The following is a 23493-nucleotide window of genomic DNA, read 5'->3' as shown; positions in this document are numbered from 1 at the left end:
GGCGCGCCCCCCCCCCCCCCCACCCCCCCCCCCCCCCCGCCGCCCCCCCCCCCCCCCCCCCCCCCCCCCCCCCCCCCCCCCCCACAGGATGGGGGGCCGCTGCAGGTCAGCGGCGTTGCAGCAGGCCACGCAGGGCCAGGCCCGCCGGAACACCCAAACCCAGCCAGCTCAAGGCATCCCACACGCCGTCGCCGAGCAGCGCGGCGAACAACCCTGCCGCGCTGAGCAGGCCAATGACGGCAGGGGCGGTGAAGACCTTCCAGAAGTTCGACTGCCGCGGCTTCATTCATTCGCCTCCACCGGTTCAGCCACCGGCCTGGCGGCTTTGCGCCGCACCACCCACAGGTAGACGCCGCTGCCGAGCACGATGATGGTCAGCACATCCAGGGTCGCCCAGAGGATTTTCATCGGCATGCCGCCGTAATCGCCAAAGTGCAGCGGCTGCGACATGCCCATGGCGTCCATGTACCACGGCCGTTCGGCCACAGCGGTGACTTGCAGGGTGCTGGCGTCGATCAGCACCGGCGTCAGCAAATGCGAGGTCAGGTGCGTGCTGCCCTTCATGAACACGGCGTAATGGTGCTCGCTGGAAAACCGCGTGCCGGGGAACGCGATGAAGTCCGGCTGCATGCCGGGCGCGACGTCCTTGGCGATGTCGAGCAAGCGGGTGGCTGGCGCCAGTTGGGTCAGCGGCGGGGCATCGCGGTACGGCGCGACCATCGCGCTGAGGCTGTCGTTGCGCCACGCGGCGATCAGCAGGTCGGCGCAGGCGCTGATGACGCCGGTGACGCCGACCACCAGCGCCCAGGTCAGGGTGACCACGCCGATCAGGTTGTGCAGGTCGAGCCAGCGCAAGCGAGTGGATTTGTCCTGGCGCACGGTAGCGAATTTCAGCCGGCGCATGAACGGCAGGTACAACACCGTCCCGGACACGATCGCCGCCACGAACAGGATCCCCATGAACGCCAGCAACAGCTTGCCCGGCAGGCCGGCGAACAGGTCTACGTGCAGGCGCAGCATGACCATCATCAAGCCGCCATTGGCGGACGGCATCTCCAGCGCCTCGCCGGTACGGGCGTCGAGCATGAAGGTGTGCGACGAATTCGGTTCGGTGCCGGCGGTGGCCGCCATGATCGCGATCGCGGCGTTGGGTTCGTCGTCTTCGAAGCCGAAATACTGCATGACTTCGCCGGGCCGATGTTTTTCCGCCGCCTGCACCAGTTGCTGCAGATCCAGATGCGGGGTGTCGGCCGGCAGGGCTTTCAACTCGGCGGCATCGCCCAGCAGGTGATCGATCTCGTGATGAAAGATCAACGGCAGGCCGGTCAGTGCCAGCATCAGCAGGAAGACCGTGCAGATCAGGCTGGTCCAGGTGTGGACGAAGGACCAGCGACGAATTGTTTTGCTTTTCATTTCATAGCCTTCAGAAATACCAAAGCCGTCCATGAAGGACGGCCTGGTTGCAGCGGGTATCAAATCAAGCGTTTACCACTTGTAGGTGGCACTGGCGACGACACTGCGGGTGTCGCCGTAGTAGCAGTAGAAACTGTCGCAAGTGGAGATGTATTCCTTGTCGAACAGGTTGGTCGCGTTCAGTGCCAGGGACGCACCTTTCAGGCTGTTGTCCAGACGACCCAGGTCGTAATGGACCGAGGCGTCGAAGACGGTGTACGCATTGGCCTTGCCCAGCTCGGTATTGCCCTGGTCGCCGTAGGTGTTGCCGGTGTAGCGCACGCCGCCGCCGACACCGAAGCCATCCAGGACGCCGTTGTGCCAGGTGTAATCGGTCCAGAGCGAAGCCTGCTGGTTGGGCATCAATTGCAGGCGGTTGCCTTTGAAGTCGCCTTTCTGCACTTCGGACTTGGCCAGCGTGTAGGCCGCGATGACCTTGAGGTTTTCGGTCACGTCGGAAACAGCTTCCAGCTCCAGGCCCTTGACCTTCACTTCACCGGTCTGGCTGGTGATCGAGACGCCGCTCGAGTTGGTGGTGGTGACCGAGACGTTTTTCTGGGTCAGGTCGTAGATCGCCGCGGTCAGCAAGGTATTGCTGCCCGGTGGCTGGTACTTGATGCCCAGTTCCCACTGCTCGCCCTCGGTGGGTTTAAAGGAATCGGATGGCGAGGAAGTGGCATTGCTGGTCGGCTGGAACGACTCGGCGTACGACAGGTACGGCACGATACCGTTGTCGAACACGTAGCTGATCGCGGCGTTGCCGCTGAACTTGCTATCGCGCTCGGTGCTGGTGGCATCGCCCTTGTTGATGAACCTGGTGCTGGCATGCACCCAGTCCTCACGACCGCCGAGGGTCAGGCGCCATTGGTCCAGTGCCATTTGGTCCTGAACATACAGGCCGGTCTGGTAGACCTTCTGGTTGTAGTCGTAGAACGCAGAGGAGCGCGGCGGCCGAACGATCGGCTGACCATAAATCGGGGTGATGACGTTAGTGGTCAGGCCATCGCCGAAAATCGAGGTGTAGTTGTTATTGCTGCGTTGGTGATCGAGGCCGATCAACAGGGTATGGCGGATGTCGCCGGTGGCAAAGTCGGCCTGGAAGTTGTTGTCCACGGCGAACTGGCTGATGTCTTCGTCGGTGGTGGTACTGGTACGGCCGACATTACCGTTGGCATCGACCTGGGTGAACGGATAGGCGCCAGGGGTGAGGGCCTGGAATGACAGGTCCGACTTGGTGTAACGCAGGTTCTGTTTGAACTGCCAGACATCATTCAGGCGGTGTTCAAACGCGTAACCCAACGCGTAGTAGGTGCGGTCGTAGTATTCCCAGTCGGGGTCACCCAGGTTTTTGTGATGGGAAATTTCGCCAAGCGGCGAATGGATCCTGGTGCCCTGGACTGGCAGGAACTGGCTGGTGATGCCGGTATCGTCACGGGTGAATTGCGTGAGCAGGGTGAATTTGGTGTCGTCGTCGATGTTCCAGGTCAAGCTCGGTGCGATGTTGTAGCGCTTGTTGTCGACGTGATCGATCTGCGTGCCGCTGTCACGCACTACGCCGCTCAGACCGTAGAGAAACTGACCTTCTTCATCGATCTTGCCGGTGCTGGCGAAGTTGATCTGACGGTGATTGTCACTGCCGTACTGGACCTGGATTTCGTTGCTCGACTCGGCGCTGGGACGGCGGCTGACCATATCGAGCAAACCGCCCGGCGGAGTCTGGCCATAGATCGACGAGGCCGGACCGCGCAGCAGGGCGAGGCGGTCAAGGTTCCAGGTTTCCTGTTTCGGGTTGGCGTACACACCTTTCGGCAGTGGCAGGCCATCGAGGAACTGGGTCGGCTCGAAGCCACGGACGCGCAACCAGTCGGCGCGGGTGTCGCTGCCGTAGCTGCTGGCCGTGATCCCGGGCATGTAGCGCACGGCGTCGTCGAGGCTGTGTACGCTGCGGTCGTCCATTTGCTGGCGGGTGGCGATCGAAATCGAACGCGGCGCTTCGACCAGCGCGGTATCGGTCTTGGTCCCGGCGGCGGTGCGCTTGGCCAGAAAACCTTCTACCGGACCCCAGGCACTTTCGGTGTTTTCCACGCCGATGATCGCGGTTTCCGGCAGCGCCATCACCCCTTCAGGCACCGCGACGAGGCTGTAGGTGCCAGTGCTGCTCTGCTCCAGTTGCAGGCCGGTGCCACGCAAGGCTGCGCGCAAGGCGCCGGCGGCGTCGTACTGGCCGTCGACCGGTGCCGAGGTCTTGCCCGCCGCCAGCGCCGGGTTCAGCGACAGCGCGAGGCCGGATTGGCTGGCGATCTGGTTCAGGGTGCTCGCCAGTGGCGCTGCCGGCAGCTGGTAGGCGCGCACGCTGGAAGCCTGTTCAGCGGCGATCAGCGGGCTGCTGGCCAACGGGGTGCAAAGGGCGATGGCGACCGCCAGCAAACTGGGGCGCAACAAGGTGTCTAGCGAACGTGACATACGGCGGCTCCTGAAAGGGAATACTTCTCAATTGCCTATGTGCCGGACGAAAATTCAAATGTGATAGGGCTGGATGAAAATAATTTCGATTCAGCAATGGTGGTGCGGTTTATGGTCTCTTCGCCGGCAAGCCCGCTCCCACAGGTGCCGTGTCGTACGGGAATTTTGTGTACGACACAAAAACTCTGTGGGAGCGGGGTCGCCCGCGAAGGCGCCAGACCAGACACCACTTAAATCAGGGCTTAACGTCAGCCTTCGCGACCGTTACCCACCACTGCGTGTGCTGTTCGATCTGCACCGGCAGCGTCGGCAGCAGCGCGCTCAACGCCAGATCGGTGTCATGCAACGGGAAGCTGCCGGTAATCCGCAGGTCGGCAACCTCCGGCGAGACGCCCAGATGCCCGCGACGATAACGGCCAAGCTCCTGCACCAGGTCCTCCAGGCGCGCGTTGTCCACTACAAGCATGCCGCGGGTCCAGGCGTCGGCGCCGACATTCAGCGCAACGATCGGCCCGAGGCCATTGTTGCGCATCAACACTTGCTGGCCTTCGCGCAGGATCTGTTCTTCCGGGCTCGATTCGGGGTGGGCGGCGACGGCGGACTTCAACACGCTCAGGCGTGTGCCTTGGTCCTCGCGCTTGACCAGGAATCGCGTACCCAGCGCGCGCATGCTGCCTTCGCGGGTTTCGACGATGAATGGCCGGGCGTCGCCGTGACCGGTTTCGACGAGGATTTCGCCGTCCTGCAGAACGATGCGTCGCCGCGTCTCATCGAAGCGCACGTCCACTGCACTGTGGGTATTGAGGTTGATCACCGTGCCATCGCTCAGGCGCAAGGTGCGCTGTTCGCCGGTGGCAGTGCGTTGATCGGCCAGCCAATAGTCGACCGGCAGATAACGCTCACCGGCGAACAGGGCCAGGCCAATGACCGCCACGACGCTCGCCGCGCCACTGCCCAGTTTGCGCACACGACGCCGGATGCCTTCGCGCGATTGCAGCAATGCGGTGCGGGCCGGACCGCTGGCCACGCTGAAACGCTGATCGAGCATGCCCAATTGGCGCCACGCACGGGCGTGCTCTTCGTGGGCGGCGTGCCATTTGGCGAACTCTTCGCGTTCCACCGGGTTGGCGGAATCCAGCGACAACTGCCAGGCAATCGCCGCATCCAGCACCTGTGCCGAGACGGGTTTGGAGCTAACCGGAGTCATACCGGCTCACCGTACAGCGCGACGTAGCATTGGCGAATGCCTTGCGCCAGGTATTGACGCACCCGCGGTACCGACACACCCAGGCGCTCGGCGATTTCCCCGTGGCTGAGGCCGTCGAGACGGTTATAGAGAAACGCGGCGCGGGCCTTGCTCGACAGTTTGCCGAGCAGGCGGTCGATGTTTTTCAGGTCTTCGAGGATCATCTGCTGTTCTTCAACCGACGGCTGCTCGGCTTCCGGGATCAGCATCAGCTCGGTGAGATACGCCTGCTCCAGCGCGGCGCGGCGGAAGTAGTCGAACAGCAGGCCCTTGGCGATCGCCACCAGAAACGCTCGCGGCTCCCGCGGCTCGTTCAACTGATCGCGGCCCAGCAAACGCACGAAGGTGTCCTGGCTCAGGTCTTCGGCCCGTTGCGGGCAGGCGACGTTGCGTCGAAGCCAGGCCAATAGCCAACTGCGGTGGTCGCGATATAGCGCACCGACGAGCTCACTGTGGGGGCTTTGGACTGACGACACGCAGCATCACCGATTGGGAAGTGTTAACTAACGAGAATTGTTCGCGATTGTGGCAGAGGCGGGGGAGGTAAGCAATTGGCCACTGGTCAGGTGATGTGGAGGGCTTTGTCGCGCCTTATCGTTCATCGCGAGCAGGTTTGCTCCCACAGTGGCCTTGGGTATCCACACAATCCATGTCTACTGAAGAACCTCGTGGGGGCGAGCCTGCTCGCGATGACGGTCGCAAAAGCACTGGAGATTTAGAAAGAGGGCGCCCGTTGCCGGCGCTTCCACTGACTCAACCGCTGCTGCAGATTCAATGGGCTATGGATCTGTTGCTGCCGCGCGCGGCTGAACAGGATCAGCGCCAGTTCGGCGGTGGCCAGTGCATCGGCACTGGCGTTGTGCCGCTCGAACACCTCGAGCTTGAACCAGTTGATCCACTCATCCAGCCCCGCCTCGCGAATCTGCGCCTGTGGGCACACCAGCGGCGCAATCTCCGCCACATCCAGAAACGAATGCTGCAGCTTGTAGCCCAGATGATCCTTCAACGCGCGCCCGAGCATGTGCTGATCGAACGGTGCATGAAACGCCAGCAGCGGGCTGTCGCCGACAAACTCCATGAACTCGACCAGGGCCTGCGCCGGATCGCTGCCGGCGGCGATCGCGCTCGGGCCCAAACCGTGAATCAACACGCTGGGCGCCACTTTCATGTCAGCACATTGCAGGGTGCGTTCGAATTGCTGACTAAAGTCGATCGCACCGTCCTCGATCACCACGGCACCGATGGACAGCACCCGATCCTTGTTCATATTGAGCCCGGTGGTTTCCAGGTCCAGCACCACCCAGCGCTGCTCGCGCAGGCTGCAGTTGCTCAATTCGGCCAGCGCGGGCAACTTGTTCAGGCGCTGCTGCAATTCACCGGGCAACATCGGCGCTGCCGGGCGCAGCCAGGAAAACAGGCTCATAGCTGATACCGCAGGGTCAGGCTGCTTTGCAGGCGTTGGGCCTGGCGCAGGGATTCACGCAGGATTCGTCGATCCAGATGATTGAGGCTGTCGGGATCGACCCGGTTGGAGTAGGGCAAATTCTCCCGGGTCTGTAGCTGATGTTGCTGCATGCGGGTTTGCTGGATGAAGTGGTACGCCTCTTCGTACGCTGCGCCGTCCAGCCGCTCGATCACCTGTTTTTCCACCAGTTGGCGGAAGCGCTCCAGGGTGTTGTTAGCCTCGATGCCATGGGCCAGTGCGAGCAATCGCGCGCCGTCGACAAAAGGCGTCAGGCCCTGGATTTTCAGGTCCAGCGTGGCTTTCTCGCCATTCTTGCGCGCCAGCACGAACTCGCGGAAACGTCCTACCGGTGGACGGTTGCGCAGGGCGTTCTCGGCCATCATGCGCTGGAACAAACGGTTGTCGCCCACCTGATCGAGAATCCCCCGACGCAGCTGCTCGCAGCTTTGCTCGTCGCCCCAGACCACGCGCAGGTCAAAATAAATGCTCGAACCCAACAGGTTCTCCGGCGTTGCTTCGCGAATAAACGCCGAAAAACGTCGCGCCCACTCGGCCCGGGACAAACACAGCTCGGGGTTGCCGGCCATGATGTTGCCCTTGCACAGGGTGAAGCCGCAGAGCGCCAGGCTCTGGTTGATCTGTTGGGCGATGGGCAGCAATTTGCCGCGGATCTCGGCGGCGTGCGCCGCGTCCCGGGCCTCGAACAGAATGCCGTTGTCCTGGTCGGTGTGCAGCGTCTGCTCGCGGCGGCCTTCGCTGCCGAAACACAACCAGCTGAACGGCACGCCGGGGTCGCCTTTCTCGGCGAGGGTCAGTTCGATCACCCGGCACACGGTGTGATCGTTGAGCAGGGTGATGATGTGGGTGATCTGGGTCGACGACGCGCCATGGGCAAGCATGCGCTCGACCAGTTGGCCGATCTCGCCGCGTATCGCCACCAGGTTTTCCACACGTTGGGCGCTGCGGATGGTGCGCGCCAGGTGCACCAGGTCCACCCGTTGCAGGGAAAACAAGTCGCGCTCCGAGACCACGCCGCACAGGCGTTGATCCTTGACCAGGCACACGTGGGCGATATGCCGCTCGGTCATGGCAATCGCCGCGTCGAAGGCACTGTGGTCCGGCGTCAGGAAAAACGGCGCCCGGGTCATGTGGCCCTCGATGGTTTCGTTGAAGTCGCTGGTGCCGCCGGCCACCACCTGCCGCAGGTCGCGCAGGGTGAAAATCCCCAGTGGCGCCTTGTGCTCATTGACTACCACGATGCTGCCAACCTGCTGTTCGTGCATCAGGGTCACCGCTTCGCGCAACGGCGTGATCGGGCTGCAGGTCACCGGGTGGCGCATGGCTAATTCGCCCAGGCGGGTGTTCAGCGAATATTGAGTGCCGAGGGTCTCCACGGCTTTTTGCTGGACTTGCTGGTTGACCTGATCGAGCAGGCTGCTGACGCCGCGCAGGGCAAAGTCGCGAAACGCATTGGACAGCGCGAACAGCTTGATGAACGCCAGCTTGTTCAGTTGCAGGCAGAAGGTGTCTTCGGCCGCCAGGTGTTCGGTGCGGGTCGCCCGTTCACCCAGCAACGCGGCGAGGGGAAAGCACTCGCCGGTGGTGATTTCGAAGGTGGTTTCGGTGCCGCCCTTGGCGGTGTGCGGGCGTTCACCGACGACGCGGCCCTGTTTGACGATGTAGAAATGTTCAACCGGGCCGTCGGCGGGCTTGATGATGCTCTCGCCGGGCCCATAGAAACGCAGCTGACATTGTTCAACCAGGTAAACCAGGTGGGCGTGTTCCATTTGATTGAAGGGCGGGAAGCGCTGAAGGAATTGCAAAGTGCCCTGGATGTTCTGCAACACCGCGGTTTTCCCTGCCTGGGTGAAGGCGTCCGCTTTACTCATAACCATTACCGCAGTCTTTTTTCGAATTGTTGTTGTCGGATGACTCGGCCATGGTCGGCCCCCGAGCCCGGGGTGCCCATTGGACGTAAGTCTAGGTCGGGCCTGCGGACGATGAAATTTCGGAAATACCCTACGTAATTTCTGGATGAACCTATCCTTTCCCCTATAGGAAATAAATCCGACGAAGTGCACATTAGAAGGTCTGCTTAGCGATGTCTCACCACTGTGCTAGGGAAAGAATTTGAATATCTAGAGAAAGCCATGTCCGACCACGATATTTTGAGTGACGCCGAGCGCGAGGCGCTGAGTGCCGTCATGCTGGAGCCCGACCTGCCGCCGCAACGGGTGCTGATCGTCGATGACGATAAGGACGCCCGCGAGCTGCTATCGGAAATACTGGGTCTGGATGGCATCCGCTGCATGACCGCCGCGAGTGGCGAAACCGCCCTGAAGATGCTGGACGAAAAACCCTCGATCGGCCTGGTGATCACCGACCTGCGGATGGGGCATGTTGATGGTCTGGAATTGATTCGGCAGGTGCGTGAGTCGGTACGGGCGGCGATGCCGATCATCATTGTGTCCGGCGATGCCGACGTGAAGGATGCGATTGCCGCGATGCATTTGAGCGTGGTGGATTTCCTGCTCAAGCCGATCGATACCGATAAGCTGCTGGCGCTGGTCAAGCATGAGTTGGGGATGGAGCCTTAAGCTTTTCACATTCCCATGTGGGAGCGAGCCTGCTCGCGAACGCGGTGGGTCAGCCAACCCCAATGTTGAGTATGCTGGCGCCTTCGCGAGCAAGCCCGCCCCCACGGGATCGCCAAAAAAAGGCCCTGATCCAAAGATCAGGGCCTTTTTTGTCCGGCATCAACGCTCAGTTACAGGCCATTGGCAGCCTTGAACTCGCGACGACGACGGTGCAGAACCGGCTCGGTGTAGCCGTTCGGCTGCTTCGTGCCTTCGATCACCAGTTCGACCGCCGCCTGGAAGGCGATGTTGCTGTCGAAGTTCGGTGCCAGCGGACGGTACAGCGCGTCATTGGCGTTCTGACGATCGACCACCGGCGCCATGCGCTTGAGGCTTTCCATCACCTGTGCCTCGGTGACGATGCCGTGACGCAGCCAGTTGGCGATGTGCTGGCTGGAAATCCGCAGCGTGGCGCGGTCTTCCATCAGGCCGATGTCATTGATGTCCGGCACTTTCGAGCAACCGACACCCTGGTCGATCCAGCGCACCACGTAGCCGAGAATGCCCTGGGCGTTGTTGTCCAGTTCGTTCTTGATCTGCTCCGCGGTCCAGCCCGGATTTACCGCCAGCGGGATGGTCAGGATGTCGTCGACCGAGGCGCGGGGACGTTTGGCCAGTTCGGCCTGACGGGCAAATACGTCGACCTTGTGGTAGTGCAGCGCATGCAGCGCCGCCGCAGTGGGCGACGGAACCCAGGCCGTGTTGGCACCGGCCAGCGGGTGAGCGATTTTCTGTTCGAGCATCGCCGCCATCAGGTCGGGCATCGCCCACATGCCTTTACCGATCTGCGCACGACCTTGCAGGCCGGTACTCAAGCCGATATCGACGTTCCAGTTTTCGTAGGCACCGATCCATTTCTCCGCCTTCATGTCCGCCTTGCGCACCATCGGGCCGGCTTCCATGGACGTGTGGATTTCGTCGCCCGTGCGATCGAGGAAGCCGGTGTTGATGAACACCACACGCTCGCTGGCCGCCTTGATGCAAGCCTTGAGGTTGACCGTGGTGCGACGCTCCTCGTCCATGATCCCGACTTTCAGGGTGTTGCGTGGCAGGCCGAGCACATCCTCGATGCGACCGAACAGCTCGTTGGTGAACGCGGCCTCTTCCGGACCGTGCATCTTCGGCTTGACGATGTACACCGAGCCGGTGCGGCTGTTCTTGCGCGAGCTGTTGCCGTTGAGGCTGTGGATCGCTGCGAGGCAGGTCACCAGACCGTCAAGAATGCCTTCCGGCACTTCGTTGCCGTCTTTGTCGAGGATCGCGTCGATGGTCATCAGATGACCCACGTTGCGCACGAACAACAGCGAACGACCGTGCAGGCTCAGTTCCTTGCCATCGACGCCGGTGTAAGTGCGGTCGGCGTTCATGGTGCGAGTGAACGTCTTGCCACCCTTGGAGACTTCTTCCGACAGGTCACCCTTCATCAGGCCGAGCCAGTTGCGGTAGATCACCACTTTGTCATCGGCATCGACGGCGGCGACGGAGTCTTCGCAGTCCATGATGGTGGTCAGCGCGGCTTCCATCAGGATGTCTTTGACGCCGGCCGCATCGGTCTGGCCGACCGGAGTGCTGGCGTCGATCTGGATCTCGAAGTGCAGGCCGTTGTTTTTCAGCAGGATCGCGGTCGGTGCCGTCGCATCGCCGTGGAAACCGATCAGCTGTGCATCGTTACGCAGGCCGCTGTTGCTGCCGCCTTTGAGGGCGACCACCAGTTTGCCGTCAACGATCTTGTAGGCGGTGGAATCGACGTGAGAGCCCGCGGCCAACGGCGCGGCTTCGTCGAGGAAGGCGCGGGCGAAGGCGATGACCTTGTCGCCGCGCACCTTGTTGTAGCCTTTGCCTTTTTCCGCACCGCCAGCTTCGCTGATGGCGTCGGTGCCGTAGAGCGCGTCGTACAGCGAACCCCAGCGGGCGTTCGAGGCGTTGAGCGCGAAGCGTGCGTTCATTACCGGCACCACCAGTTGCGGGCCGGCCATGCGGGCGATTTCATCATCGACGTTTTGCGTCGTTGCCTGGAAATCAGCCGCTTCTGGCAGCAGATAACCGATGTCTTGCAAGAAGGCTTTATAAGCCACGGCGTCGTGCGCCTGGCCGGCACGTTCCTGGTGCCAGGCATCGACACGGGCCTGGAAATCATCGCGTTTGGCGAGTAGGGCTTTGTTCTTCGGCGCCAGGTCGTGAATGACCTTGTCGGCACCGGCCCAGAATTGATCGGCGGTGAGGCCGGTTCCGGGAATGGCTTCGTTGTTCACGAAGTCGAACAGGACTTTGGCGACCTGCAGGCCACCGACTTGAACGTGTTCAGTCATTGCTTGCCTCACTCTGCTCAGCTATTTCGCTTTTCAGCTCTTCAAATTAACAATGAAGCCTCGGGCTATTTAAACCACAAACCCCTTCCACCAGTACATGCCATTTCGGGCGGCTGGAATGGAACCGATCAACGGCGTTGAGGCCTTGCTGACAGGGCTTTCAGGGCTGCGACTGCGCCTGGGGCAGACATCGATCCAACGTTATGTAGTGTGCGCTGCGGCATACTACATGATGAATTGCGCTTGTGAAAATTAGACTAATTACGTCGTTCTGCGACCCCATGACGCATTGCAGTCACGTCGCGGAACGGGATGTTCTCAAAAAACCATCGGATTGTTCCAGTTAAATATAAAAACTTGTACACGATTTGTGTGTCTCGTCGGTTCCAGTGAGGGAATTCATCGCGGGCAGGTCCGCTCCCACAGGTTGTGCATGCCCTGTGGGAGCGGGCTTGCCCGCGATGAGGCCCGTCCGGTCGACATTGGTCCGGGTCTGCCCAAAGCATCTGTAAACCCTTGCCTATACTTCCCATTCAATAACAAAAGAGGGCTGCGCCATGGACCACCTCGTACTCACCGTATTCGCACCGGACAAGGCCGGGCAGGTCGAGCGCATCGCCCAGTGCATTGCCGAGCACGGCGGCAACTGGCTGGAAAGCCGCATGTCACGCATGGCCGGGCAGTTTGCCGGGATTCTGCGGGTGGGGGTGCCAGCCGAGGCCTACGACGAATTGGTCGATGCCCTGCAGGGACTGTCCGCCCATGGCATTCGCGTGCTGATTGCCGAAAGCGGTATCGAGCAGTCCTGCACCTGGAAACCGATCGCTATGGAACTGGTGGGCAATGATCGGCCGGGGATCGTGCGCGACATCACGCGCCTGTTGAGTGAACAGGGCGTGAACCTGGAGCGTCTGGTGACCGAAGTGCGGCCGGCACCGATGAGCAGCGAGCCGCTGTTTCATGCCGAAGCAATCCTTGCTGTGCCGCTGACCCTGTCGCTGGATGTGTTGCAGACGCGCCTGGAAACCCTGGCGGACGATTTGATGGTGGAATTGGTCCTGCGCAGCGAGCCCTGACAGGTTATCCAAGTTAAACGTGCACCTGCCTGTGGATAACCTGTAGAGACAGCCCGCCAGCCCACGCCGGCCGGGCTTCTTCAGTGTCTGATCAAAAAACCATCAGTTTCAACGAGTTGCGCACAAACGGCGGGGATCACGCTGTGGATAACCTTGGGAAAGGTGCCTGCAGGCCACACAGCGCGTGGCCTGTAGAGGTTTGTACGATTTTTGATCAGGTGCGCCGGCGCAGACTTATCCACGCATCGACGCTGTAAACCGCCAACCCGGCCCAGATAAAGATAAACGCCACCAGCGTGCTGGAGGATAAGTGTTCACCAAACAGCAGTACCGCCTGCAGCAATACCAGCGTCGGCGCGATGTATTGGAGAAATCCCAACGTCGTGTAGGGCAAATGCCGCGCAGCGGCGTTGAAACACACCAGCGGCACCAGCGTCACCGGTCCGGCGGCGACCAGCCACCAGGCTTCGGATGTGGTCCAGAACTCCGGTTGGGCGCTGGTGGCCGTCTGATTGAACAGCAGCCAGGCAATCGCAATCGGCACCAGCATCCAGGTTTCCACCACCAGGCCGGGCAGGGCCTTGACCGGCGCTTGCTTGCGGATCAAACCGTAGAAACCAAACGTCAGCGCCAACACCAGCGACACCCACGGCAAACTGCCGACCTGCCACACCTGTTGCGCCACGCCGACCGCCGCCAGCCCCACCGCGATCCACTGCATGCGCCGCAGCCGTTCACCGAGAATCAGCATGCCCAGCAATACGTTGACCAACGGGTTGATGTAGTAACCGAGGCTGGCCTCGAGCATGCGCCCGTTGTTCACCGACCACACGTACGTCAGCCAGTTGGCCGCGATCAGCGTGCCGCTCAGGGCAAGGATCGCCAGGCGTTTCGGGTTGTCCCGCAACTCGCGCCACCAGCCGGGATGCTTCCAGACCATCAGCAACAGGGCGCCGAACAGCGCTGACCAGAGCACGCGGTGGATGATGATCTCCACCGCCGGCACGTTGGCGATGGCTTTGAAGTAGATCGGGAACAGTCCCCAGATGATGTAGGCACTCAGGCCCAGGATGTACCCGCGACGCGGGTTGGCGGCTTGCATGCAGAATCCTTGCTTAGGCAGCTAACAAAAAAAAGGATTGTAAGGAGATTTTCTCGGATGTGCTGGTTTCTGTAGGAGCGAGCTTGCTCGCGAAAAACCTGAGAACACCGCGGGGCATCAGGTTCCCCGCGTTATCGTTGACGACCCTCGCGAGCGAGCTCGCTCCTACAGGGGGCGGTGGTGTTTAGAAGAGTTTCAGCGGCTCTTCGTTGAGCGCAGCCAGTTGCTCGCGCAACGCCAGCACTTGATCACCCCAATACCGCTCACTGCCAAACCACGGAAAACTGTGCGGGAACGCCGGGTCGTCCCAGCGGCGGGCGAGCCAGGCGCTGTAGTGCATCAGACGCAACGCGCGCAGTGGTTCGATGAGGGCCAGTTCCCGCGGGTCGAAGTCGTGAAACTCGTTGTAGCCGTCCATCAATTCCGACAACTGACCGAGACACTCCTGACGATCGCCGGCGAGCATCATCCAGATGTCCTGCACCGCGGGGCCCATGCGGCAGTCGTCGAGGTCGACGATGTGGAACATCTCGTCGCGGCACATCATGTTGCCGGGGTGGCAATCGCCGTGCATGCGGATGTTCTGGTGCGGCGTCGCCTTGTAAACCTCTTCGACGCGCTTGAGCAAGTCGCGGGCCACGGACTCGTAAGCCGGCAGCAGGCTCTTGGGGATGAAATTGCCTTCGAGCAACGTCGTCAGCGAGTCATGACCGAAGTTCTTCACACCCAGCGCTTCACGGTGTTCGAACGGTTTGGTCGCGCCCACGGCATGCAGGCGGCCGAGCAACTGGCCGAGGCGATACAGCTGGTCGAGATTGCCCGGCTCCGGCGCGCGGCCGCCACGACGAGGAAACAGGGTGAAACGAAAACCGTTGTGTTCGTGCAGGCTGGCGCCGTTGTGAATCATCGGCGCCACCACGGGCACGTCGCACTCGGCGAGTTCGAAGGTGAACTGGTGCTCTTCGAGAATCGCTTCGTTGGTCCAGCGTTGCGGGCGATAGAACTTGGCGATCAGGGGCTCGGAGTCTTCGATGCCGACCTGATAGACGCGGTTCTCGTAACTGTTGAGCGCCAGGATGCGCGCGTCGCTGAGAAAGCCGATGCTTTCGACGGCATCGAGCACGAGGTCTGGGGTGAGGGTTGCAAACGGGTGGGCCATGCTGACTCCTGCGCGCAGCAGGCTGCCGCGTCCGGCCAAGCATGGTAGCGCACACGGGCTGTTCATGGTGGCTGGGGTTGAGATGTCCGGTGTCAGGGGCACCGCCATCGCGAGCAGGCTCGCTCCCACATTGGTCCGGTTGTGTACTCAAAATTGCCGCACATCAGGACCTGTGGGAGCGAGCCTGCTCGCGATGAGGGCCTATCAGGCGCCGACGACCCCGCCATCTTCACGCGTAATCGCCATCACCGAAGACCGCGGCTTGCCATTCGGCAAATGCTCAGGGAACGTCGACCCGCCGTTTTCCCCAGGGTGCTGAATCCCGACAAACAGCGTTTTCTGATCCGGCGAGAAACTGATCCCCGTCACCTCGCAACCGATCGGCCCGACCATGAAGCGGCGAATCTCCCCGGTTACCGGGTCGGCACACAGCATCTGATTGTTGCCCATGCCGGCGAAATCTCCGGCATTGCTGGTGTCGCCGTCAGTGAGAATCCACAACCGTCCGGCCTTGTCGAAACCCAAGCCGTCCGGGCTGTTGAACATGTTCTGTGGCGTGATGTTCGACGAGCCGCCCTTCGGCGTGTCGGCGTGGACACCCGGGTTGCCGGCGACCACAAACAGGTCCCAGGCAAAGCTTTTCGAGGCGTGATCATCGCGGTCGGTGCGCCAGCGCAGAATCTGCCCGTAGACGTTTTTCTCCCGCGGGTTCGGCCCGCCCACCGGTTGCCCATCCTCGCCGCGCTTGGCGTTGTTGGTCAGGGTGCAATAGACCTGGCCATCCTTGGGGCTGACGACGATCCACTCCGGGCGGTCCATGCGCGTGGCTTTTACCACGGTGGCCGCGAGGCGCGCGTGAATCAGCACTTCGGCCTGGTTGGCAAAGCCGGTGCTGGCGTCGATACCGTTTTTGCCATGGGTCAACTCGATCCATTCGCCCTGGCCTTTCGGGTGATCGGCATTGCCGTCCCCCGCGTCGAAACGCGCCACGTACAGGGTGCCATGGTCCAGCAGGTCGCGATTCGCCTTCGGGTTTTTGTGGTTGATCTTGTCGCGGCTGACGAACTTGTAGATGAATTCGCCGCGCTCATCGTCGCCCATATACACCACGGCGTGACCGTCGCGGGTCTCGGCCAGGGCGGCGTTTTCATGTTTGAAACGGCCCAGTGCGGTGCGCTTGACCGGGGTTGATTTTGGATCGAACGGGTCTATTTCCACCACCCAGCCGTGACGGTTGAGTTCATTGGGGTTTTTCGCCATGTCGAAACGCTCGTCGTGTGGGTGCCAGTTGATCTCTTTACTGGCGGCCACCACGCCGTAGCGTTTCTGCGCGGCGTCGAATTTCTGCTCGGCGTTGCTGCTGCCGAAGCAGTCGGTGAAGTTCTCTTCGCAGGTCAGGTAGGTGCCCCACGGCGTCTTGCCGTTGGCGCAGTTCTGGAAGGTCCCGAGGACATTTTTGCCGTGCGGGTCGGCGCTGGTTTTCAGCAGGTTGTGGCCCGCTGCCGGACCGCTGAGGCGGATCGGCGCGTTGCCGTGAATGCGTCGGTTGTAGCGCGAGCCCTGGACGAATTGCCACTGGCCGTTCTTGCGCTGCACTTCAATCACCGACACGCCTTCGCAGGCCAGCGCCTTGCGCACTTCTTCCGCCGACTGCGGCATGCCGCCGTGGGGGTAGAGGTAGCGGTAGTTGGTGTATTCGTTGTTGATCGCCATCAGCGCGCGGTCTTTTTCGCCGGGAAACTCGAACAGGCTCATGCCGTCGTTGTTGTCGCCAAACTGGACTTCCTGATGCTCGGCGCTGCCGTTGCCGCTCGGGTCGAACGCCGGACCGTCCTTTTGCAGCGGCTGGCCCCAACTGATCAGCACCGAAGACTTGTAGCCCGGCGGCAGGGTGATGGCGTCGCTGGTGGCGGAGGCGATGCTGTCAAAACCCAACAGGTTGCTGGTGCCTGCGCTGACGCTGGCCGCGAGCACGCTGCGGCTCAGCAGGTTGCCGCCGAGGAACATCGCGGCACCGCACAAGGCGCCCGCGCTGATAAAGCCACGACGGCTGAGGCCGACCATGTTCTCGAGGTCGGTGGGTTGGTTGTCTTCTAATAGGCTCATGTCAGGCTCCCTGCGGGTTTTTGCAGTCACCTTAAAGCGCGTTAATGACGCTTATGTTTCAAAGCGGTGTACCGAGTAACACGTAAGACGCCGCGAATCGCACGCGTACCGCTTTACCGACGTCGAGGCCGCGGGTTCGCAGGTTGAGCGGTTCAGCCAGTGCGCACAATGTCTGGCCGTTGGGCAGGCCGATGCGCACTTCGCTGGGGCCGTCCTCGGCGTCGAGGATTTCCTCGATGACGCCGGCCAGGTCGTTGTGACCCGGGATTACAGGGGCTTCGATGGCCAGCAGGTCGAGCCAGCCGGCCTTGATCAGGGCGACGACTTCGGTGCCGGGTTCCAGCTCCAGGCGCAGGGTGCTGTCGTGGGTGATCTGCGCATCGAGGATCAGGCCGCCGGCCAGTTCGAGACGGATCAGGTCGTTGCGCCCCTGGCCTTCAATCGACCTGACCGTGCCATGCAACTGATTGCGGGCACTGGTCCGGAGCATCAGGCGGCCGAGCAGATCGAGGTCGCTGGCGTCTTCGGCGGCTTCGAGCACCTGGGCCTGCAGGGTCTGCAGTTTTTGATACAGGCGCAAGACGCGCTCGCCTTCACTGGACAGCTTGGCGCCACCGCCGCCCTTGCCGCCGACACTTCGCTCCACCAGCGGTTTCTGCGCGAGGTTGTTGAGTTCGTCGATGGCGTCCCACGCCGCTTTGTAGCTCAGCCCGGCGCTTTTCGCGGCACGGGTGATGGAACCCTGTTCGGCAATGTGTTGCAGCAACGCGATGCGCTGCGGGCGGCGGACGATGTGCTGGGACAATAAAGTGGGCAAGGACATGGCGGGGCGCTTTGGGCTGTGACGATGGCGATGACGTTGGCTGCTGGAGGCTCGGGAGTCAAGTCAGGCAGTGATCCAGTGGGAGCGGGCTTGCTCGCGAAGGCGGCGTGTCAGTCAATATCGGCGGCACTGAAAGGCCGCTTTCGCGAGCAAGCCCGCTCCCACAGGTTTTGTGTGTGCTTGAGTCAGGCGGTGTCACCCGGTTTAGGTGTCCTGGCCAGGCAATAGACGTCGACCCGCGCAGCACCCGCCGCCATCAGCAGACGCGCCAGTGCTTGAGCGGTGGCGCCGGTTGTGAGCACGTCGTCCACCAGCGCCAGGTGACGTCCTTTGACCGACGCATCGGGCATCAGGGCGAAGGCGTTGCGCAGGTTCTTTTTGCGCGCGTCGGCCTTGAGTTCCTGCTGCGCGCTGGTGTCTTGAACCCGTCTGAGCAGCTGTTCGTCGCAGGGGATTTCCAGGCCGGCGCTCAACCAGCGGGCCAGCATCGCCGCCTGGTTGAAACCGCGCTGGCGCAGCCGTTTGACGGCGAGCGGCACCGGGACCAGGGCGTCGGGCCGCTCCAGGCCTTCTTCAAATCGATGGTGCACGGACTGGACGAGCAGTTCGGCGAGCAACCGGCCAAACGGCCACTTCGCGCCGTGCTTGAAACGGGTGATCAGGCTGTCGACCGGAAAGCTGTAGGTCCAGGGGGCAATCACCCGCTCGAAGCCCGGCGGCTCCTGCAAACACTGGCCGCAGGTCAGCCCCGCCGCGGGTAACGGCAGGGCGCAAGTGTCGCAGTGATCGCCAAGCCAGGGCAGGTCGGTTTCACAGGCCATGCAAATCGGTGTGGCTTCATCCGCCGACTCGCCGCAGAGCAAACAGGATTGTTTGTTTTTTAACCAGATGTAAACCGGTCCTTTGTATTGTGGTTGACAGCGCATCGCTCTTCCTTAAATATGCCGAACATCCGTGTCGCGTCTGTGGGTATTCCATCCCGTGAACGCTTGCCAAGCATAAAACAAAGGAAACGCCCATGAGCGCCAGCACCTCTGCCACCCTGCGTCATGACTGGTCTTTGGCCGAAGTCAAAGCACTCTTCGTTCAGCCATTCAATGACCTGTTGTTCCAGGCGCAGACCGTGCACCGCGCGCATTTCGACGCCAACCGCGTCCAGGTTTCCACGCTGCTTTCGATCAAGACCGGCGCCTGCCCGGAAGATTGCAAATATTGTCCGCAGTCCGGTCACTACAACACCGGCCTGGAAAAAGAGAAGCTGATGGAAGTGCAGAAGGTCCTCGAAGAGGCAGCTCGCGCCAAGGCCATCGGTTCGACTCGTTTCTGCATGGGCGCGGCATGGAAACATCCATCGGCCAAAGACATGCCGTACGTGCTGGAGATGGTCAAGGGCGTGAAAGCCATGGGCCTGGAGACGTGCATGACCCTCGGTCGTCTCGATCAGGACCAGACCGAAGCGCTGGCCAAGGCCGGCCTCGACTACTACAACCACAACCTCGACACCTCGCCGGAGTTCTACGGCAGCATCATCACCACCCGCACCTACAGCGAGCGCCTGCAAACCCTGGCCTACGTGCGGGATTCGGGGATGAAGATCTGCTCCGGCGGCATCCTCGGCATGGGCGAGTCCCTCGATGACCGTGCCAACTTGCTGATCCAGCTGGCCAACCTGCCGGAGCATCCGGAGTCGGTGCCGATCAACATGCTGGTGAAAGTCGCCGGTACGCCATTGGAAAACGCCGAGGACATCGACCCGTTCGACTTCATTCGCATGCTCGCAGTCGCGCGCATCCTCATGCCGCAATCCCACGTGCGCCTGTCCGCCGGCCGCGAAGCCATGAACGAGCAGATGCAGGCCCTGGCGTTCTTCGCTGGCGCAAACTCGATTTTTTACGGCGACAAACTGCTGACCACCGCCAACCCACAGGCGGACAAGGACATGCAACTGTTCTCGCGCCTGGGCATCCTGCCGGAAGCACGCGAAGAGCACGCTGACGAAGTGCATCAAGCAGCGATCGAACAGGCGCTGGTGGAGCAGAAGAGCAGCGAGATGTTCTATAACGCCGCCGTCTGATCAACGCGAAACCCTGTAGGAGCCGGCTTGCCGGCGATGGCGTCACCACGGTCTGTTTGAATATTCGAGGTGATGCATTGCCAGCCAGCCGGCTCCAGCAATCTGACCCTTGAGGCCTGCATGTCATTCGATCTCGCCGCACGCCTTGCTGCCCGTCGTGCCGACAATCTCTACCGCCAACGGCCACTGCTCGAAAGCCCCCAAGGCCCGGAAGTGGTGGTCGACGGTCAGCCATTGCTGGCGTTCTGCAATAACGATTACCTGGGCCTGGCCAATCATCCGCAAGTGATCGAGGCCTGGCGTGCCGGCGCGTCGAAATGGGGCGTGGGTGGCGGGGCCTCGCACTTGGTCATTGGCCACAGCACGCCACATCATGAACTCGAAGAGGCGCTGGCTGACTTGACCGGCCGCCCGCGTGCGCTGCTGTTCACCACTGGCTACATGGCCAATCTCGGCGCGGTGACCGCGTTGGTGGGACAGGGCGATACGGTGCTGGAGGACCGGCTCAACCATGCGTCGTTGCTCGATGCCGGCCTGCTTTCCGGCGCGCGCTTCAATCGCTACCTGCACAACGACGCGGCCAGCCTGGCCAACCGTCTGGAGAAGGCCACCGGCAATACGCTGGTGGTCACCGACGGCGTGTTCAGCATGGACGGCGACATCGCCGACCTGCCGACGTTGGCCCGGCAAGCCAAGGCCAAAGGCGCGTGGCTGATGGTCGATGACGCCCACGGTTTTGGTCCGTTGGGCGCCAACGGCGGCGGGATCGTCGAGCATTTCGGCCTCAGCCAGGAAGATGTGCCGGTGCTGGTCGGCACCCTCGGCAAGGCATTCGGCACGGCTGGCGCGTTTGTCGCCGGCAGCGAAGAGCTGATAGAAAGCCTGATCCAGTTCGCCCGCCCGTACATCTACACCACCAGCCAACCGCCGGCCCTGGCCTGTGCCACGCTGAAAAGCCTCGAACTGCTGCGCAGCGAACACTGGCGACGCGAGCATCTGAACACGCTGATCCGTCAGTTCCGCCAGGGCGCCGAGCAGATTGGCTTGGCGCTGATGGACAGCTTCACCCCGATCCAGCCGATCATGATCGGCGACGACGGGCGTGCGGTGCGGCTGTCGCAGATGCTGCGCGAACGCGGTTTGATGGTGACCGCGATCCGCCCGCCGACCGTGCCTGCCGGCAGCGCCCGTTTGCGCGTGACCCTGACCGCTGCCCACAGCGAAGCGCAGGTGCAGCTATTGTTGAATGGACTGGCCGATTGTTTTCAGCAACTGGGACCGGAGCCAAGCCATGCGTGATCGCCTGATTCTGCTGCCCGGATGGGGCCTTGGGATTTCCCCGTTGGACCCTTTGGCGGCCGCGCTGCAAGGGCTGGATGAACACCTGCGGGTCGAGATTGAACCGCTGCCGGAGCTAGAGTCCAGCGATCTTGAAGAGTGGCTCGACGAACTCGACGCGAGCGTGCCTCAGGACGCCTGGCTCGGTGGCTGGTCCCTCGGTGGCATGCTCGCTGCCGAGCTGGCGGCCCGTCGCGGCGACCGCTGTTGCGGCCTGATCACCCTGGCGAGCAATCCCTCGTTTGTCGCCCATGAGCAATGGCCGAGCGCGATGCCCGGCGAAACCTTCGAGGCGTTCCTGGCCGGCTGCATGGCCGATCCGCGCATGACGTTGAAGCGTTTTTCGCTGCTCTGCGCCCAGGGCGCCGAAGACCCGCGCGGGCTGTCGCGATTGCTGCTCGGCGGCGCGCCGAACAGTGCTGTACCGGTGTTGGTGAGCAGCCTGGAGTTGCTTGCACAGTTGGACATCCGTCAGGCCTTGCAAGCGTTTCGTGGTCCGCAACTGCACCTGTTCGCCGGGCTCGACGGCCTGGTGCCGGCCGAAGCTGCGGGTGAGTTGCTGGCCTTGCTGCCAGATGTCGAAATCGGTCTGATTGAACAGGCCGGCCACGCGTTTCTTCTGGAAGATCCCCACGGTGTGGCGGGGGCGATCCAGGCCTTTTTGCATGAGTCCGGTGATGACTGATTTATCCCTTCCGCTTCCCCCTCCACAGCAGTCCGGTGGTTTGCCGGATAAGCGTCAGGTGGCAGCCTCCTTTTCCCGCGCGGCGGCCAGCTATGACAGCGTGGCCGAATTGCAACGTGATGTCGGCAACCAGTTGTTGAACCGTTTGCCGGACGACTTCGTCCCAGGTCGCTGGCTGGACCTGGGCTGTGGCACCGGGCATTTCAGCCGGGACCTGAGCGAGCGTTTTCCGGCGGGTGACGGCGTCGCGCTGGACATCGCCGAAGGTATGCTGGCTCACGCGCGGCCGTTGGGGGGCGCCACACATTTTATCGCCGGGGATGCCGAGTGCTTGCCGCTGCAGGATTCGACCTGTGACCTGATCTTCTCCAGCCTCGCGGTGCAGTGGTGTGCGGACTTTGCCTCAGTGCTCAGCGAAGCCCGTCGGGTTCTGAAACCGGGCGGCGTTTTTGCATTTGCTAGTCTGTGCGTGGGCACGCTGGCGGAACTGCGTGACAGTTGGGGACAGGTGGATGGTAGGGTCCACGTCAACCGCTTCCGCGAATTTGGCGTTTATCAGCAGTTGTGTGCGGCTAGCGGTTTGCGGGTCGCCTGCCTGCAAACCCGTCCGCATGTGCTGCATTATCCGGATGTGCGCAGCCTGACCCATGAACTCAAGGCCCTGGGCGCGCACAACTTGAACCCTGGGCGACCGGGTGGATTGACCGGCCGCGCGCGGATTCTCGGCCTGGTCCAAGCTTATGAGCAGTTTCGTCAGGCCGAGGGCCTGCCGGCGACTTATCAAGTGGTGTATGCCGTTTTGGAGAAACCCTTATGAGCGCAGCGTATTTCATCACGGGCACTGACACCGATGTCGGCAAGACCACCGTCGCCGCCGGTCTGCTGCATGCCGCGCGGCTGGCGGGCCTGAGCACGGCGGCGGGCAAGCCGGTGGCCTCGGGTTGCGACGTCACGCCCAAGGGTTTGCGCAACGCCGATGCGTTGGCGCTGCTGGCGGAATGCTCGGTGCCGCTGACCTATGCGCAGGTCAACCCGGTCGCGTTCGAGCCGGCTATCGCCCCGCATCTGGCGGCGCGGGAGGCGGGTGTGGCGTTGACCGTGCAATCGCTGCTGGCACCGATGCGGCAAATCCTGGAACTGCAGGCGGATTTCACTCTGATCGAAGGTGCGGGTGGCTGGCGTGTTCCGTTGGCGGATCAGGACAACCTGTCGGACCTGGCGATTGCGCTGAATCTGCCGGTGATTCTGGTGGTCGGTGTGCGCCTGGGTTGCCTCAATCACGCGCTGCTGACGGCGGAGGCGATTGCTCGAGACGGATTGCAGCTGGCGGGCTGGGTGGCCAACATTATCGACGCGAAGACCTCGCGCCTGGAGGAAAACCTGGCAACGCTGGCCGAGCGGATCCCCGCGCCGTGCCTGGGGCGGGTGCCGAAACTCAAGCTGGTGACGGCCGAGGCGGTGGCCGAGCACCTGCAGCTGGATTTGCTGGACTAAGGCTTTGCCTATGACAAGGCACTGTGCCATTAGTGTTTTTGTCGGGTGTTTTGCTCACGTGTCTG

General features: G+C 62.1%; 20 protein-coding genes and 1 pseudogene. 7 read left to right on the top strand and 14 right to left on the bottom strand.

Annotated elements, in window-relative coordinates; all coding sequences use genetic code 11:
- Positions 1-106 precede the first annotated feature (106 nt).
- The 7 genes from NTD84_RS18960 to NTD84_RS18930 form a co-directional block, all read right to left on the bottom strand.
- Entirely contained in the window at positions 107-286 is a 180-nt protein-coding gene (locus NTD84_RS18960) for a hypothetical protein (protein WP_262168479.1), read from the bottom strand.
- A complete protein-coding gene (locus NTD84_RS18955) occupies positions 283-1413 on the bottom strand; it encodes a PepSY-associated TM helix domain-containing protein (protein ID WP_262168478.1) in 1131 nt (376 codons plus the stop codon). The genes NTD84_RS18960 and NTD84_RS18955 overlap by 4 nt, the downstream gene beginning before the upstream one ends.
- Before the next feature lie 72 nt (positions 1414-1485).
- Positions 1486-3915 carry a TonB-dependent siderophore receptor gene (locus tag NTD84_RS18950; RefSeq protein WP_262168476.1) on the bottom strand — a complete coding sequence of 810 codons (2430 nt, stop codon included), beginning with the start codon at positions 3913-3915 and terminating at the stop codon, positions 1486-1488.
- 235 nt (positions 3916-4150) lie between these two features.
- Complete coding sequence (locus NTD84_RS18945; protein ID WP_262168474.1) at positions 4151-5122, bottom strand: FecR domain-containing protein; 972 nt, start codon at positions 5120-5122, stop codon at positions 4151-4153.
- A complete protein-coding gene (locus NTD84_RS18940) occupies positions 5119-5637 on the bottom strand; it encodes an RNA polymerase sigma factor (protein WP_262168471.1) in 519 nt (172 codons plus the stop codon). Before NTD84_RS18940 ends, NTD84_RS18945 begins: the two co-directional genes overlap by 4 nt.
- A 239-nt stretch (positions 5638-5876) precedes the next feature.
- On the bottom strand, positions 5877-6584 hold the full coding sequence (locus NTD84_RS18935) for a PolC-type DNA polymerase III (protein ID WP_262168469.1): 708 nt from the start codon (positions 6582-6584) through the stop codon (positions 5877-5879).
- On the bottom strand, positions 6581-8521 hold the full coding sequence (locus NTD84_RS18930; protein ID WP_262168466.1) for a putative nucleotidyltransferase substrate binding domain-containing protein: 1941 nt from the start codon (positions 8519-8521) through the stop codon (positions 6581-6583). The genes NTD84_RS18935 and NTD84_RS18930 overlap by 4 nt, the downstream gene beginning before the upstream one ends.
- 255 nt (positions 8522-8776) lie before the next feature.
- Between NTD84_RS18930 and NTD84_RS18925 the strand changes: the two genes are divergently transcribed.
- Positions 8777-9223 (top strand): response regulator, encoded by a 447-nt coding sequence (locus NTD84_RS18925; RefSeq protein WP_262168464.1) that lies wholly within the window; start codon positions 8777-8779, stop codon positions 9221-9223.
- A 170-nt stretch (positions 9224-9393) separates the two neighbouring features.
- Here the strand turns inward: NTD84_RS18925 and NTD84_RS18920 are convergent, their stop codons facing one another.
- Positions 9394-11571, bottom strand: coding sequence for a malate synthase G (locus tag NTD84_RS18920; protein WP_262168462.1), 2178 nt, complete (start codon positions 11569-11571; stop codon positions 9394-9396).
- Between the two features lie 557 nt (positions 11572-12128).
- On the opposite strand from NTD84_RS18920, the gene NTD84_RS18915 reads away from it, so the two are divergent.
- On the top strand, positions 12129-12647 hold the full coding sequence (locus NTD84_RS18915) for a glycine cleavage system protein R (protein ID WP_262168459.1): 519 nt from the start codon (positions 12129-12131) through the stop codon (positions 12645-12647).
- 214 nt (positions 12648-12861) lie between these two features.
- Here NTD84_RS18915 and rarD read toward each other — a convergent pair whose 3' ends face one another.
- The 6 genes and pseudogenes from rarD to NTD84_RS18885 all read right to left on the bottom strand — a co-directional run bounded on the left by rarD (position 12862) and on the right by NTD84_RS18885 (position 18763).
- On the bottom strand, positions 12862-13749 hold the full coding sequence (gene rarD, locus NTD84_RS18910; RefSeq protein ID WP_262168457.1) for an EamA family transporter RarD: 888 nt from the start codon (positions 13747-13749) through the stop codon (positions 12862-12864).
- 70 nt (positions 13750-13819) lie between these two features.
- Positions 13820-13930: pseudogene (locus tag NTD84_RS18905) on the bottom strand (outer membrane lipoprotein carrier protein LolA); the annotation flags it as partial.
- Positions 13931-13933: 3 nt separating this feature from the next.
- Positions 13934-14908: a serine/threonine protein kinase gene (locus NTD84_RS18900; RefSeq protein ID WP_262168456.1), complete on the bottom strand. Its 975-nt coding sequence runs from the start codon at positions 14906-14908 to the stop codon at positions 13934-13936.
- 204 nt (positions 14909-15112) lie between these two features.
- Positions 15113-17014, bottom strand: a complete 1902-nt coding sequence (locus NTD84_RS18895) for a PhoX family protein (RefSeq protein ID WP_262168454.1) — start codon at positions 17012-17014, stop codon at positions 15113-15115.
- Between the two features lie 58 nt (positions 17015-17072).
- Positions 17073-17837: a TOBE domain-containing protein gene (locus tag NTD84_RS18890; RefSeq protein ID WP_262168451.1), complete on the bottom strand. Its 765-nt coding sequence runs from the start codon at positions 17835-17837 to the stop codon at positions 17073-17075.
- A 185-nt stretch (positions 17838-18022) separates the two neighbouring features.
- The gene (locus NTD84_RS18885) at positions 18023-18763 is read right to left on the bottom strand and encodes a ComF family protein (RefSeq protein ID WP_262168449.1); all 741 of its coding nucleotides are present in this window, start codon (positions 18761-18763) and stop codon (positions 18023-18025) included.
- 92 nt (positions 18764-18855) lie between these two features.
- Between NTD84_RS18885 and bioB the strand changes: the two genes are divergently transcribed.
- The 5 genes from bioB to bioD all read left to right on the top strand — a co-directional run bounded on the left by bioB (position 18856) and on the right by bioD (position 23428).
- Entirely contained in the window at positions 18856-19911 is a 1056-nt protein-coding gene (gene bioB / locus NTD84_RS18880) for a biotin synthase BioB (RefSeq protein ID WP_262168446.1), read from the top strand.
- Positions 19912-20031: 120 nt separating this feature from the next.
- Positions 20032-21210 (top strand): 8-amino-7-oxononanoate synthase, encoded by a 1179-nt coding sequence (gene bioF, locus NTD84_RS18875; RefSeq protein ID WP_262168444.1) that lies wholly within the window; start codon positions 20032-20034, stop codon positions 21208-21210.
- On the top strand, positions 21203-21934 hold the full coding sequence (locus tag NTD84_RS18870; protein WP_262168441.1) for an alpha/beta fold hydrolase: 732 nt from the start codon (positions 21203-21205) through the stop codon (positions 21932-21934). The genes bioF and NTD84_RS18870 overlap by 8 nt, the downstream gene beginning before the upstream one ends.
- Positions 21927-22751: a malonyl-ACP O-methyltransferase BioC gene (gene bioC / locus NTD84_RS18865; RefSeq protein WP_262168439.1), complete on the top strand. Its 825-nt coding sequence runs from the start codon at positions 21927-21929 to the stop codon at positions 22749-22751. Before NTD84_RS18870 ends, bioC begins: the two co-directional genes overlap by 8 nt.
- A complete protein-coding gene (bioD, locus tag NTD84_RS18860; protein ID WP_262168436.1) occupies positions 22748-23428 on the top strand; it encodes a dethiobiotin synthase in 681 nt (226 codons plus the stop codon). Before bioC ends, bioD begins: the two co-directional genes overlap by 4 nt.
- The last annotated feature ends 65 nt before the right edge of the window (positions 23429-23493 follow it).

Origin of the sequence: Pseudomonas sp. 14P_8.1_Bac3, assembly GCF_025466085.1 — a bacterium.
Lineage (GTDB): Bacteria > Pseudomonadota > Gammaproteobacteria > Pseudomonadales > Pseudomonadaceae > Aquipseudomonas.
Note: the sequence above shows the minus strand (reverse complement) of the source record. Positions and strands in the feature narration are given on the sequence as shown.

What these genes read in the sequence shown, in the direction of transcription:
- NTD84_RS18885 (WP_262168449.1), bottom strand. Translation starts at nt 18,763, where the DNA reads ATGCGCTGTCAACCACAATACAAAGGACCGGTTTACATCTGGTTAAAA.
- NTD84_RS18955 (WP_262168478.1), bottom strand. Translation starts at nt 1,413, where the DNA reads ATGAAAAGCAAAACAATTCGTCGCTGGTCCTTCGTCCACACCTGGACC.
- bioB (WP_262168446.1), top strand. Translation starts at nt 18,856, where the DNA reads ATGAGCGCCAGCACCTCTGCCACCCTGCGTCATGACTGGTCTTTGGCC.
- NTD84_RS18915 (WP_262168459.1), top strand. Translation starts at nt 12,129, where the DNA reads ATGGACCACCTCGTACTCACCGTATTCGCACCGGACAAGGCCGGGCAG.
- bioF (WP_262168444.1), top strand. Translation starts at nt 20,032, where the DNA reads ATGTCATTCGATCTCGCCGCACGCCTTGCTGCCCGTCGTGCCGACAAT.
- NTD84_RS18960 (WP_262168479.1), bottom strand. Translation starts at nt 286, where the DNA reads ATGAAGCCGCGGCAGTCGAACTTCTGGAAGGTCTTCACCGCCCCTGCC.
- bioD (WP_262168436.1), top strand. Translation starts at nt 22,748, where the DNA reads ATGAGCGCAGCGTATTTCATCACGGGCACTGACACCGATGTCGGCAAG.
- NTD84_RS18890 (WP_262168451.1), bottom strand. Translation starts at nt 17,837, where the DNA reads ATGTCCTTGCCCACTTTATTGTCCCAGCACATCGTCCGCCGCCCGCAG.
- NTD84_RS18920 (WP_262168462.1), bottom strand. Translation starts at nt 11,571, where the DNA reads ATGACTGAACACGTTCAAGTCGGTGGCCTGCAGGTCGCCAAAGTCCTG.
- NTD84_RS18950 (WP_262168476.1), bottom strand. Translation starts at nt 3,915, where the DNA reads ATGTCACGTTCGCTAGACACCTTGTTGCGCCCCAGTTTGCTGGCGGTC.
- NTD84_RS18870 (WP_262168441.1), top strand. Translation starts at nt 21,203, where the DNA reads ATGCGTGATCGCCTGATTCTGCTGCCCGGATGGGGCCTTGGGATTTCC.
- rarD (WP_262168457.1), bottom strand. Translation starts at nt 13,749, where the DNA reads ATGCAAGCCGCCAACCCGCGTCGCGGGTACATCCTGGGCCTGAGTGCC.
- NTD84_RS18945 (WP_262168474.1), bottom strand. Translation starts at nt 5,122, where the DNA reads ATGACTCCGGTTAGCTCCAAACCCGTCTCGGCACAGGTGCTGGATGCG.
- NTD84_RS18930 (WP_262168466.1), bottom strand. Translation starts at nt 8,521, where the DNA reads ATGGTTATGAGTAAAGCGGACGCCTTCACCCAGGCAGGGAAAACCGCG.
- bioC (WP_262168439.1), top strand. Translation starts at nt 21,927, where the DNA reads ATGACTGATTTATCCCTTCCGCTTCCCCCTCCACAGCAGTCCGGTGGT.
- NTD84_RS18895 (WP_262168454.1), bottom strand. Translation starts at nt 17,014, where the DNA reads ATGAGCCTATTAGAAGACAACCAACCCACCGACCTCGAGAACATGGTC.
- NTD84_RS18935 (WP_262168469.1), bottom strand. Translation starts at nt 6,584, where the DNA reads ATGAGCCTGTTTTCCTGGCTGCGCCCGGCAGCGCCGATGTTGCCCGGT.
- NTD84_RS18900 (WP_262168456.1), bottom strand. Translation starts at nt 14,908, where the DNA reads ATGGCCCACCCGTTTGCAACCCTCACCCCAGACCTCGTGCTCGATGCC.
- NTD84_RS18925 (WP_262168464.1), top strand. Translation starts at nt 8,777, where the DNA reads ATGTCCGACCACGATATTTTGAGTGACGCCGAGCGCGAGGCGCTGAGT.